Genomic DNA, 14,114 nt, shown 5'->3' on the forward strand with positions numbered 1-14,114 from the left:
CGTACTCATGCCGTTCCCCCGATGTTTGCTCTGTGCCGTGCGCGGCGTGGCTCGAACCGCCCGCTCAGCGTGCGGCGTGATCTTACCCACCGCAAAGGCCGAGAAGCACACGTTTCGGGACCGGGCCTGACACCGGTGGGTAACGACCTGGGGTGCGATAGGGAGTGGCAGCGTTCCTCCGGCAGACCTGAGCGCCCGACCCTGCCTGTCATTCCGGAGCGGCTGAGGCCCTGTTCGCCTCGGCCGACCGGTGAGCGTCCGGCGGCTTTCTCGCCTCTGGGTGCTTCGGCGATCGAGCCGTCGTCGGCGATCTGGTGCCTTCAGCACTACGCGGCGAAGCCGGGCGACCGGAGGTGACGGCCGGGAAGAGGTAGCGGGCGCGGCGCTTTCGGCCGGAACGTTGAGCCTGGCCGGGACCGGCAGCCATGCTCGGATGGCGGTGGCGAAGCACGGTGTAGGTTCCGGCACAAGGTCGGCTCCTCGGGTTCGCCGTCGCCCGGTTTCGGCGAGGTCGCCGCGTGTGCTGCTGCGCCGAGGGCGGCCGCGAACAGCGCGGCTGCTCCGGTGATGAGGCCCGCCATGTAGGGGACGCCCTCGCGACCAGCGTCACGGGTGTTCGGCGCCCCCCATCGGTCCGACGATGTATGGCCGCATCATCTCGTTGTCCTCGTGCTCGATGATGTGGCAGTGCCATACGTATCGCCCAGGCAGGTCGAAGAGTGCCCTGATCCGGGTGATCTCCCGGGTCTGGCCGGGCCCGGGCGGCAGGGCTACCACCGTGTCGAGGAAGCCGCTTTCCTGCGGGGCCGGCGGCTGGTTGCCGTCCGGTCCGCGGCCGACCACCTGGAACTGGACTTGGTGGATGTGCATGGGGTGGGCGTCCATCGTCCGGTTGTCGAACTCCCAGATTTCGGTGGAGTTGAGGGCTGGGTTCTCGGTGACCGGATCGCTCCACCTGAGTGGTGTGGCCCTACCGTCGGGTGCGACGGTGCCGAGCAGGGTCGCGACGGGGCCGCAGCCGGTCGTGGACACCTGCTCGTCGAGCAAGAGCCGACGGGTGTTGGTCGCCGGGCCGAGGGGCGTGAACGGGGGTAGGCGGAGCTGATCCGGCGGGACGCTCTTGTCCGCGCCGATGCGGGGCCCGACGACGAACTTCATCACCTGCCCGGTCGTGTTGACGTCGGCCGGAGGGAAGTCGGTGCCGGGTGTGCCGCCCTGGAACGGTCCGTCCGGGCCTTCGTTGATGAGGTACAGCTCGGTGCCCTGCGGCACATCGGTGAAGTCCACGATCACGTCCGCCCGGTTGGCGTTGGCGAGCAGGATCTGATCGAGTCGCACCGGTTCGGGCAGGAAGCCGCCGTCGGTGCCGATCAGCCACATCGGCAGGGCGGGGGTGACCGGCCTTGGGGCGGTCGGGTTGGCCGCGATCTTCAGGAACAGGGTCCGGGCGTTGCAGCCGTTGAGCAGGCGTAGCCGATAGCGTCGCTGCTCGACGTCGAGGCGGGGCCAGGTCCGACCGTTGGACACGATGGTGTCGGCGAAGAATTCAGGGACCCAGATCGGCGGGACGTCGCCGTTCGGGATGTAGTCGGCGGGATTGGTGCAGTCTTGCGCGAACGCCCGGCTGTCCGGGTAGAAGAGGGAGCCGTCCGGGTTGAACGACCGGTCCTGGATGACGATCGGGATCTCGTGGTAGCGGGTGCCGGGCCTGTCACCGAGCGAAGGGTGGGGACCGGGCAGGACGCCGGGTGGCAGGTCGGACGGGCCGCCCCGGAGGAGATAGAACCCCGCCAGGCCGGCGTAGACGTTCGACCGGGTAACGCCCAGGGCGTGGTCGTGGAACCACAGGGTGGACGCCCGCTGGTCGTTGCCGTACTGGAAGGTCGCTGTCCCGGGCCTCCACTTGATCCCGTATTTCCGCTCGAACTCCGCCCGGAACTCGTCGTAGTAGGTACCGACCCTCGCGAACCCGGCGGGGATGTTCTTCGCTACGGGCAGGTACCACGCCTCCGGATAGCCGTCACTCTCTTGCCGGGAGTGCCCGCCGTGCAGGTGCGTGACCATCGGCACCGGGCCGGTGTACGGGCCGGGCGTCCGGGTGAACGTGGGCATGGAGTCTCGGCCGGCGATCCCGCCCGGCGGGTTGGCCCAGTGCAACGTCGGGTCGACCGGCAGCAGAGGCGGCAGGAACTCGCTCCTCCTGTCGACTAGTTCGTTGATCCAGGTCACCCGCACCGGACGATCGAGCCGCGCCTCGATCGTGTAGGCGGGATAGGAAAACGTCTCGCTGTCCTCGACCGAGCCGTAGCCCCAGACCACGGTCGTCGGCAGACCCGGTGGCAGAATCTGCTGCTGGAACTGGCGCACTCCGATCCGATACTCGTCGATCTTGTGCCTGTCGTGCTCCCGCACCGGCGGCATGACAGGCGGAACCACCAGGTCCGTCACGTACTTCGGGATGGTCGCGGGATCGAGTAGTGGTTGTGCCCGTCGGATCGGCACCGCCCCCGCACCGCGGGGCGCCAGGAGCACCGTCGCGCCGCCGACCGCACCCGCCACCAGCACCTGCCGTCGCGAGATCACCCTGCCTCCTCCATGCCGCCCTTGTCCGGAATGAACATGGCCCCGAACCTAGCTCAGAAAGGTAGAAATATGGGTGAAAGGGATGATGGCGGTGGAAACTGTTGCCTGTATGGGGTAGCGGACGCCCCGGCCGTCGTGTCGCCGAGGCCACGTCGGCCGAGGGGGCCGTCCGAGGAAGGGCTCTGGGACGGAAGACTGGTCGCCGTGAGTGATCTGTGCGAGCAGGGTAGGGCGCCGAGCAGGCCGTGAACTACCTGACCGGCCAGGTCGAACGCCTGCACTACGGCACTGCGCTGAAACGCGGCTGGCCGATCGACGCCGGCATCATCGAGAGCGTGCCGCCCCTTGGGCGAAGACCCGTGTGGACGTCACCGGCGCCCGCTGGGGCCTCTACGGCGCCAAAGCCGCAGCTCAAGCCGCACGCCGTCCGCGCCAACGGCGACTTCGAAGCCTACGGGGCCTGATACGAGTAGCAGGAGTTCATCCTTCGCCCCTACGGCCGGACGGCGCTGACGCTCGTCCAATTGCGGCAATAACATCTGGAACTTCGCGGCCAGGAGGCGGTGCGGTTCCTCGCCGCCGACGGGTCGGACTGCGGGGTCGTCAACGTCAACGTCGCACCTCCGGGACGGAGATCGGGGCCGCTTCCTGTGGCGGATGTGCTTCTCGGCCCGGAACCATGAACTCGATCGTCTCGTGTGATGTGGAGGCATCTGCGGAGAGCGCTTCGAGTACGCCCGGCGCTCCATCGACCGGGCGAAGTCGACCGCCCACCACGTGGCCTGCCACCGGCCCGTCACCGCTGTTCGTACGTCCGACCGGCACTGGTCACCTATTTTTTACACTCGAATCGATCATTACACTGAAGTGTAATGATTTTGAGTATGCCGCGTCACACTGTCAAGAGGTCCCGCGTCTTCGGAACCGCCGCCCTTGGCCGTGAAGAGGAACTCGTACGTGTCCTGGCGCTCGGTCATGATCTCGATCTGGGCAGGCAGGTTCGTCCCGGTGTCGCGCTCGTCATACATGGTCGGCGGGGCGAGTTGCGCACAGCGGAGGCCGAGTGTCTCCGCGTATACGAACTCGGTCATTCCTGCTCCTGCACTGCGAAACGCCGGCTCTGGTCGAGGACGCGGCTCGCCCGAGTGACGACCGGTGTGTCGATCATCTGGCCGTCCATCACGAGGACACCGCCGCTGTCGCGGTCGACGACCTCACGGGCCCACGCGATCTCCGTGGCCGTCGGCGTCATCACGTCGTTGACCACTGGCACCTGGAGTGGATGGACACACAGCTTCGCGGTCAGACCCAGGCGTCTCGCACGCCGACTGTCGGTACGGGCCTTGGACGGATCGCGTATGTCGGTGGTCACCCCGTCGACAGGGCCGGGCCGGCCTGCCGCTGCCGACGCGATCACCAGACGGGAGCGCGCATGCAGCAGCGCCTCATCGTCATCGGGCGTCACACCCAGCTCCGTGGCCAGATCGACGTTCCCCAGCGCCGTGCGCACCACCCCCTCGGCGCGGCACAGCGTCTCGACGTTCACCAGACCCGCCGCGGTTTCCACGAGAGGTATGACGGGGACCGGATGCCGCGCTTCGGCGCGCACGCGCTCGACGTCGCCCGGGTCCTCGCACTTGGGCAGCATGATGGCGGTCGCCAGTCTTCCGGCGGCGCTGATGTCGGCACTGAATCCTTCGGTTTCTTGCGGGTTCACCCGCACGATGGCCGAGCCACCACGGTCGAGCCAGGCGCGAGCCGCCTCTCGGGCAGCCGTCTTCCGGTCCTGTGTGACCGCGTCTTCCAGGTCGATGACGACGGCATCCGCACCGGATCTCACCGCGCGGTCGAAGAGATCCGCACGATCACCGGGGACGAACAGCAGGGAGCGAGCATGACCAAGAGAATCAGCCTCCAGTTTCATGCATTATCCTTTCTTTCATGCATCATACTTCTGGATCGGCTCTCCCGGTCGCCCGACTCCCGCGCGACCTCCCGTTGCGGGGCGTTACGGTCGTCTCCTGCGAACAGGCCGTCGCCGCCCCGTTCGCGACCCGTCAGCTTGCCGACCTGGGTGCCCGGGTCATCAAGATCGAACGACCCGGCCGCGGTGACTTCGCCCGCGACTACGACGAGACCGTGCGAGGGATGTCAAGTCACTTCGTATGGCTGAACCGGTCGAAGGAGAGCGTGGCGCTGGACCTGAAGGACCCCAGCTCACATGACGTCATGGCCGCTTTGCTCGAACGGGCTGACGTGTTCGTGCAGAACCTGGCTCCCGGCGCGGCCGATCGACTCGGACTCGGCGCGGCGGAGTTGCGCGCACGATGGCCGCGGCTGATCACGTGCTCAGTCAGTGGTTACGGGACCAACGGGCCGCTGCGGGATGCCAAGGCGTATGACCTGTTGATTCAGTCCGAGGCGGGTCTGGTGTCGATCACCGGAACCGAGGCCGAGCCGGCGAAGACCGGCATTCCCGCCGCGGACATCGCCGCCGGTATGTACGCCTTCTCCGGCATCCTGACCGCGCTCTACGACCGCCAACGCACCAATGTCGGCACCGCGCTGGACATCAGCCTCTTCGACGCGCTCGTCGAGTGGATGGGATATCCGTTGTACTACACGGGCCATGGCGGGAACGCGCCGCAGCGCACCGGCACAAGCCATGCGGCGATCGCGCCTTACGGCACGTTCCGAGCCGGCGATGGAACCGACGTGGTGCTGTCGGTCCAGAACGAGCGTGAGTGGGAGGCGTTCTGCTCGATCGTGCTCGATGACTCCAATGTGTCGACCGACCCCCGGTTCGCCACCGGGGCACTGCGAGTGCGCCACCGAGAGGAACTTGATCGCCTGATCCACGATCACCTTGTGATGCTCACCGGCGAGCAGTTCCAGGCGCGACTCGAGCGGGCAGCGATCGCTCATGCGCGTCAACGCGACCTCCACAGTGTGCTTGAGCACCCTCAGCTGAGCAGTCGGGGCCGATGGCGCGACGTTGACTCCCCGGTCGGCCACCTCCGGGCCACCCTGCCCCCGATCTGCATGGAGGGTGTCGAACCGCGGATGGACAGGATCCCCGCGGTCGGCGAGCACACCGAGGCTGTCCTGGCCGAGCTGGGACTTTCCGGGAGGACATCGATGATCACCTGAGCGGTACAGTCGAGCGGGGACCCACCGCCACTGGCGCTACCATGATGACTCGGTGTGCCGAGCCGCGAAGGATGTGACGTGCGATCGCAGCAACCGCTGGGTACCAAGCGGGACCAGATCGTCGATGACCTCCGTCAGCTGATCTTCTCAGGTGAGATCCGCCGTGGCGAACGCCTTCGTCAGGATGCGCTGGCCGAGCGCTTCCAGACGAGCATCACACCCGTGCGAGAAGCCTTCCGCATCCTGGAATCCGATGGGCTGGTCATCTCGGAGCCACACCGCGGCGTCCGGGTCGCGGCAGTCGACCTCGCCAGGGTGGAGACCATCTACGTCCTGCGCCGGCTCGCCGAAACCTACGCGATGAGACGGGCGACGGTGCGGGTGTCGGCACTTGATATGCGCACCGCCGAGGCGCTCGTCGCCGACATGGAACGAGCGGGTTCCGCGCACGACTCGGAGCAGGTCCGTCGACTCAACCGCACGTTCCACTTCTTTTTCTATGACCGCTGCGGTATGCCTGGACTGGCCGACCACATCGCCTCGCTGTGGACCTCGTTTCCCTGGGATGTGCTCCTGGGATCGCCGGAGCGACTCCGCGCATCGGGGGAGGAGCACCGGGAGATCGTCCGTGCGGTCCGGTCGGGTGATCCCGACGCGGCGGCAGCGGCGATCGAGAACCACCTTCGCGAAGGCTTCCTGGCGGTGACCGCACATCTCGGCGGCGACGAAACCACCGATCCGTTCGACGACGACCTCGTCTGATCCATCAGGCCGGTCGTTCGAGCAGGCCCTCGAACGTCAAGTCGAGCAGCTGGGTGTACGCCTGCGCGAGGTCGAACGGGGCTTCCTGATCGGAGCCGGCGACCCATTCGTACAGAATCCCGAAGTAGCAGCTGTACAGGATCGTGGCCACACGCGCAGGGTCGGTGGACGCCCGGAGCTCGCCACGGTCGACCGCTCTGGCGGTGATGTCCCGGAACACCTCGACCAGGAGGTGGGGGTCGACATCGAACGGACCTCCCGATTCACGCCAGCCCATCAGCATGCGGATCGTCAACGGGCGCTGTACTTGGTTGATCCTCACCAGAGCGCGGAAGTAGTGGTGGAGGACATCCTCGAAGGAGTGCGTCGCCACTACCTCCTCCGACAACTCTCCCTGTACGAACAGACGCCGTCGCCGCCCCCACTCCGAGATGAGGTCACGCTTGCGTGGGAAGTGGTTGTAGGCCGTCTTCCGCGCGACATCGGCCCGCTCGGCGATCTCGTCGACGGAGGTGCTGACGAAGTCGGACTCGAGGAAGAGCTCGCAAGCGGCGTCGTACAAGCGATCGTGCACGTCCTGCCACCGCCGTTGGCGACGGCTGTTGGCCGGCTGGACTTGCTCAACGCTCATTCGGGTCTCCGTCTCGTCGCCCACATGGACACGATAGTTACACTACAGTGTAACTTTGTTGGTTCCCTCTTCGGAGGGCCACGGATGCGCTTCGGGGGATGGGCGCGATCGAGCCCGACCCGGCGCGTCCGGCGGAGTTACGGAGGGGTTCGCGCCCGCTGGCGGGAGCTGTACGACGCCTGCTTCCCGGCCCGTCGCCCCCCCATCTGCTCGCCGTCCGCCGGGCGCGCGTGCGGCCCTCCGCGGAGCTGTTGAGCAGGGTCTGCGCGTGCACGAGGACGATCGGGTCGTTGTCCACGTGGACGATGCGGGCGTCGGGTGCCACGGACTGTGCCACCTCGTGCGGATTGCGTTTGGTCGGAATGCCGGTGCCGATGTCGAGCCACTGCCCGGATGCCGTGGTGGGGGCGCGTCCTGCGGGGCGCGGTGCCCGAGGAGCCCCGGGTGTCCCCGCCGGGCACCGCGATCTGTGGGGTCAGGTGGCCGGGTGCCAGGAGGAGAACCAGCCGTCGGGCATGGCCTCGATCGCCTCGGGCAGTGCGGCGGCCGGATGGAACGGGTGCCCGTAGGCCCGCGTCACCTTGTTGAGTTCGTCGACGAGGAAGTCGAGGAGTTCCCGCGCGGTGGTGCCGGGCTCGGCCTGCACGATGGCATGGGCCCGCTGCCCCAGGTCGTCATCGGGCAGGCCGACCACGACCGAGGAGAGCACCTTGGGCCGAGGACCTTCAAGCCGCAGTACCAGGGTCGGCCCACCGATCCCCGGTGCTCGAGCCACTCCTCGCCGGTGATCAGCGTGATCGCGACGGACTCCAGCCCCATGCGAGACGGAAGAACTGGAGCTCATCAGGCATTGGTGGGCTCACCCATGTCGGGGGCTGCCTCCGGGGCAGTGGCCGAGTAGAAAACGGCCCTCTGCTGCTTGGTGCGGTGTGCTTGCCCCTTGGCGACGAGTGCCTCGAGCGTGCTGCGCACGACTGTGGCCTTGATCTCGCGGTCCGGGAGGGCCTGAGTGAGAGCGGTGGTGACTTCGGCCGCGGAGCGCGGTTCACTGTGCTGGCTGAGGTCGTCACGGATGAGGTCCCCGAGTGTGGCCCCACCCGCTTTTCGTACCCGGTTGGAGCGGCTCTTGCCTGGCTCGGCCTGCTTCTGTCCGGTGCCGGTCGTGCCGGTCTTCCTCTTCGGCTTGCGCGGCGCCGGTGTCTCCGCGGACTTCCGTACGGCGGACGAGCCATTCGCAGAGCTGCTGACGTCGGTGTTCTCGGGTACGTCACCGGCGGCTTCGTCACCGAGGGTCTGCCGCATATTGAGCAGGAGCGCCCGGTTGGTTTCCAGTGCCGACAGTTGCTGTTGCAGGGACGTGATTTCGGTGCTCAGGCGTTCGTGTTCGGCTGTGTTGCGTTCGAGGTCGGCGGTGATCTGGGCCGTGTACTGGGACTTCAGGCTGGTGTTGTCAGTAGAGGTGTCCATCACGAGCTTTCTCGTCCGGGGCTTTTTCATGTTGGTGGTGGATGGTACCTCTGCTCGATGGCTGCGCGGATACTGACCTCAAGTCAGTAGGTGATGCGTGCGTCTTGGCAACTGTCCGCGAGATCGGTGAGTGCGGTCACCTCGCTTGGGTCTGCTGACAGTCCCAGCGGGACTTCAGCACGGTTCACGGTCCGTTCCTCGATGTACCGGCAGTGGGCTCCCGGATCAGTGGGAAGCCGCTGATTGGGGTTCTGGTCGGCCTTGGAACGGTTCTCCCGAGCGCTCACCGCGACAAGACCTGGTGTCGCAGATGTCGTTGGCGTAGTCCTGGCGTTCCTGCGCCGACCGGGTGGAGGCGCCGCTGTCCCAGGCTTCGGTGAGCGGCACCATGCGGTCCTCTATCGATGGCGATCTGCTCCAGCACGAGACCGACGATTCGGTCGTAGGCGTTCAGGACGATCTCCCTGAGCTGGGCGAAGGCGCCGAGCCGGATCCACTCGTCGTGACGGCCTCGGATCGTGGTGGCTGAGCAGGTGGAATCGGCGATGCCTTGGCAGGAGCAGCCGAAACGCAGCACCTGCGCAGCAGTGTGTCGAATACGGTCCGATCGCTGACCCGGCGGCGGTGGCAGCCCAGCGGGTGGGCCGGATCGTAGACCGGCCGCACCGGCAGCAGGGTCGCGAATTGAGCCCAAAGCGGTTCGGTCAGCCATGAGGGAAGCGCAGGCACAGGTCTCCCAGTGATCACGGAGCGCCATCACTGCGCAGTTCCATGAGGATGTCGGCGCGGGCGTAGTAGTCGGCCACGGGGAGACGGTCGCGGGTGATCCTGCCGAACCCAGCGTCCTCGTAGAGGTGAAGGGCAGGGGTCAGCTTGCTGTTCGTGCCGAGGAACAGCCGGGTCCCACCGAGTGCCCGGGCGCGGTCGACCGCTGCGGCTATGAGTTGGCGGCCGATGCCGCGTCCTTGCGCGGCGGGAGCCACGGCCATCTTCGCCAGCTCGAAAACGGCGTCCGGATAGGCCAGAAGTGCGACGCACCCAACTACAGTGCCGTTGCCCGGCTCGCGCGCCATGAGTACGTCGCCGCCCGGGCCCACGATGCGGCCGAACGGATCTCCGAGAACGGCCCGGTCCTCTTCCTGGAGGGTGAACAGACGCGAGATCCACTCCTCGTTCAGCGCGTAGAACGCGTCTGCGTCACTCTGTGAGCCGATCGAGGAGATCATGGTCGGGGCAGAGGTGTGCGGCATGAGAAGGGCTCCCTTTCCGGTGTGGCTTCCCGTAGCCTCCGACGTCACTCACCCATATGTCCAATACACGCCTTGACCTCTATCGATAAGCTCAAACTATGGATCAGCGAATCGAGCTCCGTCATCTGCGGTACTTTCTGGCGGTGGCTGAGGAACTGCACTTCGGCCGCGCCGCCCAGCGGCACATCGCTCAGCCCGCCCTGTCCCAGCAGATCAGGCAGCTTGAGAAGATCGTCGGCGTTGAGCTGTTCCGGCGGACCTCTCGAAGTGTCCGCCTCACAGAGGCGGGAGCGGCGTTCCAGCCAAGGGCCCGGAACCTTCTGGGCCGTCTGGCGGCCGACCTCGACGAGGCCGGGCGCGTCGGCCGAGGTGAGGCCGGCCGTCTGGATGTCGCCTTCATCACCTCCGCCACGGCGATCATCAGCGAACACCTCCGTGCATTCTCCTGCCGCCGCCCGGACGTCCAGGTCAAACTTCACGACGGTTTCACCACCGATGTCCTGGCGGCCCTGGAGCGGGGTACGGCCGACGTCGGAATCGTGCGGGACGCCGAGGAGCGCGACGACATCGACCTTTCCCTACTCGCATCGGAACGGTTCGTCGCCGTCATCCCCACAGAGCACCCCGCCGCAAGGGGTGACCGGGTGGAAGCAAGGGCGCTGGCCGCTGAGCCGCTGATCCTGTTCCCGCGTTCAGCAGGAACTCACGCGTTCGACGTGAACACACAGCCGTTGCGGAACGCCGGCATCGACGTCCAGGTCGCGCAGGAGTGCTCGAACTGGCACACCATCATCATGTTCGTCGCGGCCGGCCTCGGCGTCAGCATCGCCCCCTACAGCGTCACGACGCTGCTCCCCGCAGGCGCCCGCAGGCTCGAACTCGACGGGCCTCCTACCGTGAGCCGGATCTTGATGGCCACCCGCCGAGGAGACGACCGTCCTCTCCTACAAGCCTTCATAGCAGCATCCGAGTCCATAACAGGCCGTGACCACGACCGGACGATGAGCGTGCGCTGACTCGCGGAGCGAGCACCTCCAAACAAGTGCCACTCGAAGGCGTACCGTACGCAGCCTCATCCGCCACGCCTGGAACACCCACCGCTGCGACAACCGCCCAAGCCGACGCCCCCGAAACCGCCCCTATCCGCGCAGCCTCTTACGGGACCGGGCCATGGTTGCAACGATCCGGCGCGGCAGGTGCCGGACCGCCTGGTCGTACAGTTTGAAGTGCCAGCCCGCGATGCTCACCGGCCGGCCCCGCTTCAGGTCTTTCATCGCCTGGTCGACGACTTGATCGACCTCCAGCCAGAGCCAGTGGGGTACCGGGATACCTGCCGCACCTGGGGTACGGGTGAACCCAGGCGCCACAGCGAGGACCCGTACGCCGTGCCCCTTGAGGTCGTGGCGAAGAGACTCGGAAAACCGGATCAGCCACGCCTTTACCCCGGACAACACGACCGACACCCACGCGAAGTCCTGGTGCGTCTGGCAGCGCTTCTGTGCCTTGCCGGTGTGCCGGAGGGTGAGGGATTCCCTGGCGCCCTGGTCGCCTTTGCCGCCGGGCTGCTGCCCGGGGGCGGGCGATCACGGCCCAGGCCGACGTTGCCCGGCGGGCCGGAGTGTGGCCGTCTCGAGTGTGGTGCGGGACGGCGCTCGCATCCCCGAAGATCATTAATCCAGCCGTAGCCGAAAGGGCCCCAGCCGCGTTCGGCGTTGAGGGGCACCATGCCGTCCTTGAGGGTGCCGATGAGCCCGAGCAGACAGCGTCGGCGACGAGCGGGCCGATGAAGTGGTGGCGAGGCTGCGTTCCCTCGTCGTCTAATCAGCCGTGCTGACGTCGGCTTGAGGGAGGACGGCACGTGCGGCGGGACTGCCGTAGACCACATACGCCAGCCAGGTCGGGTCCCCTCCCTGGTTGCGGATGGCCTGCCGTGCTTGCAGGGATGCCTGCCCCAGTGTTCGGCCCCGCGTCACCAGTTGGTTGTAGAAGGTGTCAGCGAATGTGAGCGCCGAATCCGAGCGCACCGGCCACAGCGTGCCGATGAACGCCCCGGCTCCGGCGCGCAAGAACTGAGGTGCCCACCCCAAGCTCGTCGCGAACCAATCGATCTCGCCGGCGCTGCGGCACGCGTTGAAAAAGATCAGCGGGTGCGTGGTCCGCAAGGCACCGGACTGGGCCGCGTAAGCGAGATCAAGCGGGTCGAAGGAGCCATCGGCCATGGTGACGCGGGAGCCGGAACTGGTGAAGGTGTTGTGGCAGGCGAAGTGCAGCAACCCGGCCGCCCCCTGATCGATGAGGTCGCTCACCACGCTGCGTTGAGTCAGCGTGCCGAAGTCGGCGACGGCCTGCCCCAATCTGTTACGCAGGGCAGCCACCTCACGTTCCGCCTCCGGCGGGGAACCCGGGGGGACGACGAACGCGGCCCGGTGCAGCGGAAGTTCACGTACCCGCTCCTGACCGAAGACCCGCCGCACCACGGGCAGCCATTCAGCCAGGAAGCCATCCCCCTCCTGGTCGCGGTCGCGCGGATACAGTAATTCCCACGGCACCGCATCGTGCTCGCCGAGTACGGTCAGTGAGGTGATCCGATCGGCCTCTTCCCAGAACTGGCGTCGCACGGCGTCCGGTACGGCGCTCGCCCACAGCTGCACTCCGAGGTTGCGCAGTCGCCGATGCGCATGGGCCTGGTCTGCACCCCCACCGGATCCGGCCGCCGCAGCAGTGCGACGCAGCTCGTCGTAGATCAACTCACGGGCACCGTGGGCGTTCCCGGCCAGGAGGCGGAAGGACTCGGGCGCGTAGGTGGTCTCGCTGAGCAGCTGGAAGCTGTGGGCCCCATCGGATCCCTTGAGGACTTGCAGGGTCACCTCACCCGGGTCGAAGGCCAGTGTGGTCAGCGGTGCACTACGGGTCGGGCCGTCGCGGGCGGGCGTGTCGGCCTGTACGGAGATCTGTGCTCGCAATTCGCCCAGGAAGGTACCGCCACGAAAGGCCCGCACGGTCACGGTGTGCAGCCCCGGCGCCGTGGTGCGCAGACCGAAGCGCACCACATCCGAGTCTCGGCCTGGCATCACGGTCACCTCCTGCTGTAGATCCCCCAGCGCCAACAGCCCCGGCGCGTGCACGGCGATGACCAGCCGCGCCCCCTCAGCAGGAACATGGAACTCGCGCAATGCCGCACCGGCATCCCCAGCGCCTCGGGTCACCTGGACCTGCAAGGGCACCTCCCGGCCCGGTGGTGCCTGCTCGGCGAGTTCAGCCGTCAACCTGTGCGGTTCACCAGGTTCCGTCTCCGGCACGACGCCTCGGCCGTCAGGAAGAACGGGACCGTAGCTGCCCAGGGAGCCGCTGGGCCAGGTGCCGCTGTCGGCTCCGCCGGAGGAAACGGCGGGCGGTACCGCCGTGTGCGTGTCGGGAGGGACCTCTGATGAATGCGCCCATTCGTACCGGTTATCGCTCGTGGTACCGGCTACCGCCGCATCGCTGACATGGTGTTCCATGCTGTGCCGCGCAAGCTCCGTTCGCTGGTGCAGCTGGAGCTTGCTGATCGCGTTCTGGACGTGGTTCCGCGCCGTACGACGCGCGATGACCAGACGCTCGCCGATCTGCTCGTAGGTCAGTCCTTTAGCGACCAGGCGTAGTATCTCGGCCTCGCGATCGGTCAGGGGCGCAACCGCCGGCCCCAAGGCAACCGAGGCGGTGGACTCGGAAGCGAGACGGCGGTACTCGCCAAGGACGAGGCCGGCAAGGCCGGGCGTGACGACCGGGTCCCCGACGGCCGTGCGGCGCACGGCGTCGACCAGCTTCGCTCGCGATGCCGGCTTCGCAAGGCACCCGATGGCGCCAGCCATCACCGCCTCCAGCACGTCCGCGTGTTCCCCGTCGGCCGACAGAACGAGGATCCGCAGTTCGGGATGGATCCCGACCAGTTCCCGGCAGACTTGGACACCCGACTTGGCGGGCAGGTTCAGGTCGAGTACGACGACGTCAGGGTTGACGACCTGGGCACGGCGCACCGCCTGTTCGTCGTCGCTCGCTGTGGCGACCACGTCAAAACCGGACTCGACCAGATCACGGGTGATGGCATCACGCCACATGGGATGGCCGTCAACGACCATCACCTTCACGCTGCGTGCCACGGCTTCGGCCCCTTTCCTGTTGGTGCGGTGTTCCCGGCCTTGGCCAGCTGGGCGGCCAGCGTCTTGTTCGGAGCCATGACCAGCGTGGGCCGCTGGAGCTTCTCGATCATCCACGCGGTGGTCGCGGACTTA

General features: G+C 67.1%; 13 protein-coding genes and 3 pseudogenes. 4 read left to right on the top strand and 12 right to left on the bottom strand.

Annotated features, from left to right (window positions below):
* Nucleotides 1-606: 606 nt before the first annotated feature.
* Nucleotides 607-2,583, bottom strand: a complete 1,977-nt coding sequence (locus AB0E24_RS42790) for a multicopper oxidase family protein (protein ID WP_359385216.1) — start codon at nucleotides 2,581-2,583, stop codon at nucleotides 607-609.
* A 245-nt stretch (nucleotides 2,584-2,828) separates the two neighbouring features.
* On the opposite strand from AB0E24_RS42790, the gene AB0E24_RS42795 reads away from it, so the two are divergent.
* Nucleotides 2,829-3,047, top strand: a complete 219-nt coding sequence (locus AB0E24_RS42795) for a hypothetical protein (RefSeq protein ID WP_206330959.1) — start codon at nucleotides 2,829-2,831, stop codon at nucleotides 3,045-3,047.
* A gap of 393 nt (nucleotides 3,048-3,440) precedes the next feature.
* Here the strand turns inward: AB0E24_RS42795 and AB0E24_RS42800 are convergent, their stop codons facing one another.
* Nucleotides 3,441-3,674: a fumarate hydratase gene (locus AB0E24_RS42800; RefSeq protein ID WP_359385218.1), complete on the bottom strand. Its 234-nt coding sequence runs from the start codon at nucleotides 3,672-3,674 to the stop codon at nucleotides 3,441-3,443.
* Entirely contained in the window at nucleotides 3,671-4,507 is an 837-nt protein-coding gene (locus AB0E24_RS42805; RefSeq protein WP_359385221.1) for an HpcH/HpaI aldolase/citrate lyase family protein, read from the bottom strand. The genes AB0E24_RS42800 and AB0E24_RS42805 overlap by 4 nt, the downstream gene beginning before the upstream one ends.
* Before the next feature lie 17 nt (nucleotides 4,508-4,524).
* Here AB0E24_RS42805 and AB0E24_RS42810 point away from each other — a divergent pair, with 17 nt between their 5' ends.
* Both AB0E24_RS42810 and AB0E24_RS42815 read left to right on the top strand, forming a co-directional pair.
* Nucleotides 4,525-5,733, top strand: coding sequence for a CaiB/BaiF CoA transferase family protein (locus tag AB0E24_RS42810; RefSeq protein ID WP_359385223.1), 1,209 nt, complete (start codon nucleotides 4,525-4,527; stop codon nucleotides 5,731-5,733).
* Nucleotides 5,734-5,787: 54 nt separating this feature from the next.
* Nucleotides 5,788-6,495, top strand: a complete 708-nt coding sequence (locus AB0E24_RS42815; protein ID WP_102933025.1) for a GntR family transcriptional regulator — start codon at nucleotides 5,788-5,790, stop codon at nucleotides 6,493-6,495.
* A gap of 4 nt (nucleotides 6,496-6,499) precedes the next feature.
* Here the strand turns inward: AB0E24_RS42815 and AB0E24_RS42820 are convergent, their stop codons facing one another.
* The 6 genes and pseudogenes from AB0E24_RS42820 to AB0E24_RS42845 form a co-directional block, all read right to left on the bottom strand.
* Nucleotides 6,500-7,126 carry a TetR/AcrR family transcriptional regulator gene (locus tag AB0E24_RS42820; RefSeq protein ID WP_359385226.1) on the bottom strand — a complete coding sequence of 209 codons (627 nt, stop codon included), beginning with the start codon at nucleotides 7,124-7,126 and terminating at the stop codon, nucleotides 6,500-6,502.
* Nucleotides 7,127-7,355: 229 nt separating this feature from the next.
* Nucleotides 7,356-7,514, bottom strand: a pseudogene (locus AB0E24_RS42825) (SAM-dependent methyltransferase); the annotation flags it as partial.
* Nucleotides 7,515-7,601: 87 nt separating this feature from the next.
* On the bottom strand, nucleotides 7,602-7,835 hold the full coding sequence (locus AB0E24_RS42830; RefSeq protein WP_359385228.1) for a hypothetical protein: 234 nt from the start codon (nucleotides 7,833-7,835) through the stop codon (nucleotides 7,602-7,604).
* Between the two features lie 134 nt (nucleotides 7,836-7,969).
* On the bottom strand, nucleotides 7,970-8,623 hold the full coding sequence (locus AB0E24_RS42835) for a hypothetical protein (protein ID WP_359385230.1): 654 nt from the start codon (nucleotides 8,621-8,623) through the stop codon (nucleotides 7,970-7,972).
* 286 nt (nucleotides 8,624-8,909) lie between these two features.
* A pseudogene (locus AB0E24_RS42840) lies at nucleotides 8,910-9,322 on the bottom strand (transposase); the annotation flags it as partial.
* Between the two features lie 14 nt (nucleotides 9,323-9,336).
* Nucleotides 9,337-9,843 carry a GNAT family N-acetyltransferase gene (locus AB0E24_RS42845; RefSeq protein WP_359385232.1) on the bottom strand — a complete coding sequence of 169 codons (507 nt, stop codon included), beginning with the start codon at nucleotides 9,841-9,843 and terminating at the stop codon, nucleotides 9,337-9,339.
* Between the two features lie 98 nt (nucleotides 9,844-9,941).
* Between AB0E24_RS42845 and AB0E24_RS42850 the strand changes: the two genes are divergently transcribed.
* On the top strand, nucleotides 9,942-10,859 hold the full coding sequence (locus AB0E24_RS42850) for a LysR family transcriptional regulator (protein ID WP_359385234.1): 918 nt from the start codon (nucleotides 9,942-9,944) through the stop codon (nucleotides 10,857-10,859).
* 123 nt (nucleotides 10,860-10,982) lie between these two features.
* Here the strand turns inward: AB0E24_RS42850 and AB0E24_RS42855 are convergent, their stop codons facing one another.
* From AB0E24_RS42855 to AB0E24_RS42865, 3 genes and pseudogenes are all read right to left on the bottom strand, one after another.
* Nucleotides 10,983-11,306 (bottom strand): SDR family oxidoreductase, encoded by a 324-nt coding sequence (locus AB0E24_RS42855; RefSeq protein WP_359385236.1) that lies wholly within the window; start codon nucleotides 11,304-11,306, stop codon nucleotides 10,983-10,985.
* A gap of 354 nt (nucleotides 11,307-11,660) precedes the next feature.
* The gene (locus AB0E24_RS42860; protein WP_359385238.1) at nucleotides 11,661-13,343 is read right to left on the bottom strand and encodes a CHAT domain-containing protein; all 1,683 of its coding nucleotides are present in this window, start codon (nucleotides 13,341-13,343) and stop codon (nucleotides 11,661-11,663) included.
* Nucleotides 13,320-13,961 (bottom strand): annotated as a pseudogene (locus AB0E24_RS42865) (response regulator); the annotation flags it as partial. The gene AB0E24_RS42860 and the pseudogene AB0E24_RS42865, both read right to left, overlap by 24 nt.
* Nucleotides 13,962-14,114 lie beyond the last annotated feature (153 nt).

The organism is Streptomyces malaysiensis subsp. malaysiensis (assembly GCF_040653035.1).
Lineage (GTDB): Bacteria > Actinomycetota > Actinomycetes > Streptomycetales > Streptomycetaceae > Streptomyces > Streptomyces malaysiensis.